This window comes from Allobosea sp. P4_C6, from assembly GCF_056402015.1.
The window spans coordinates 1-1371 of the sequence record NZ_JBFUIF010000246.1; the positions used below are offsets into that span (position 1 = coordinate 1).

General features: G+C 45.1%; 1 protein-coding gene. It reads right to left on the reverse strand.

Going from position 1 to position 1371, the window contains the following annotated elements; genetic code table 11:
- Window positions 1-646 (reverse strand): multinuclear nonheme iron-dependent oxidase (locus AC1DVA_RS28365; protein ID WP_476808124.1); only part of this gene is annotated, 646 nt, incomplete at its 3' end.
- Window positions 647-1371: the final 725 nt, after the last annotated feature.

A 1371-nucleotide genomic window follows, 5' to 3' on the forward strand; every position in this document is an offset into this window, starting at 1 on the left:
GTTCCAGCGTTAAGATGGGCGGGCAATACGTATCAAGAAATACGTCGAGCAAGTCGAGCAATGGAGGCGATAATTCCTGGTCGTGTGAGTCCAGAACAAAATCTCCCCCAGTAGCGTACCCCGCAATATGCACCTCACCCAGAAAGCTCGCATTGATGTTTTTCAATGCCGATCTGCTTTCGCCAAAATTCTCGCAATTAATGTAAAAGTTCGTGAGATCTATCAGAAGAGAGCAGCTTGTTGCTTGTGCCACCTCGTGCATAAAATCGATGCAGGACATGGTGCTTCCTGGTTGCTTAAAATACTCTGCGACATTCTCTATCAAAAGAGGTCTACCGAGAGCTTGCTGAATCTTATCCACGCTGGAGCAGACTTCTATGAGGTTTTCCTTACAATAGATTATTGGAATTAGCCTATCGACCTCCACGCCGTCTAGATTACCTTTTGCAAGGTGTATGCTGATGTTGTCTGGCGAGAATTCTTCAACACTATTTCGTATCAACTTGAGCCTAGCTTTGTCGTTACTTGTCTCATAATTAGGAAACAATGAAACAAAATGAAAGCCGAACGGACGGCCATTCACGGCGGTCAGATAAGCATCCGGACGCGCGATGAAGTTCTCGTAAATGGCCTCGAAGCCGTCCACAGTCTCCACAAACTTGGGTGCGTGCGGTAACGTCAATTGGTTAAGCTCTAAGCGTAAGCTAGTCATCACTTCGATTAGGCTCCTAAGTTGCGTTCAACAGCATCTCTAACTTTGAGTAATCGCACCGTACGGAATGAACAGCGCCGGGGTCAGAATTCCGGCAGTAAAAAAGGTCATATATCGTCGCTGCGTCACGTTCGACCGCAAAATCCACATCGTCCAGCCATTTTACAGTATTATTAAAGAAAACTAGTGCAAGTAAACGTCCGTCAAAGGTCTTTATGCGTTGTGAAATTAAATGGGTAGCCAAATCAGATCGAAGCGCCGGAAACAGTATAGATTGATCGCCCCGACTCTCAATGTTAATGATACAAAAGCTGTAGAAATTTAGCATAAGAGCCGACCGAGCGTCTCTAGAGATCGGTAGAGCTGTGTTATCCATAAATCTTAATATTAAACTCGAAAAATCCTCCTCACGAGAAACCGCGAGAGCTGTTCTGTAATGATGGCGAAGTACTGATTCCGTGCTCCTTCTCAATATAATCGAGAATGACATCAATGCGGATCGATTTTGCTTAAACCAAGCCAGATCTAAATCAAAATCTACATCTGCATCATGCACTAAGGTGCCCACGGCATCATCTACGGACTTTCGATACTCTCGCCGAGTTACGTACTCCCTTATGAAGGATTCAGTTGACTGGGCCATTCAGCGCCAACTGAAT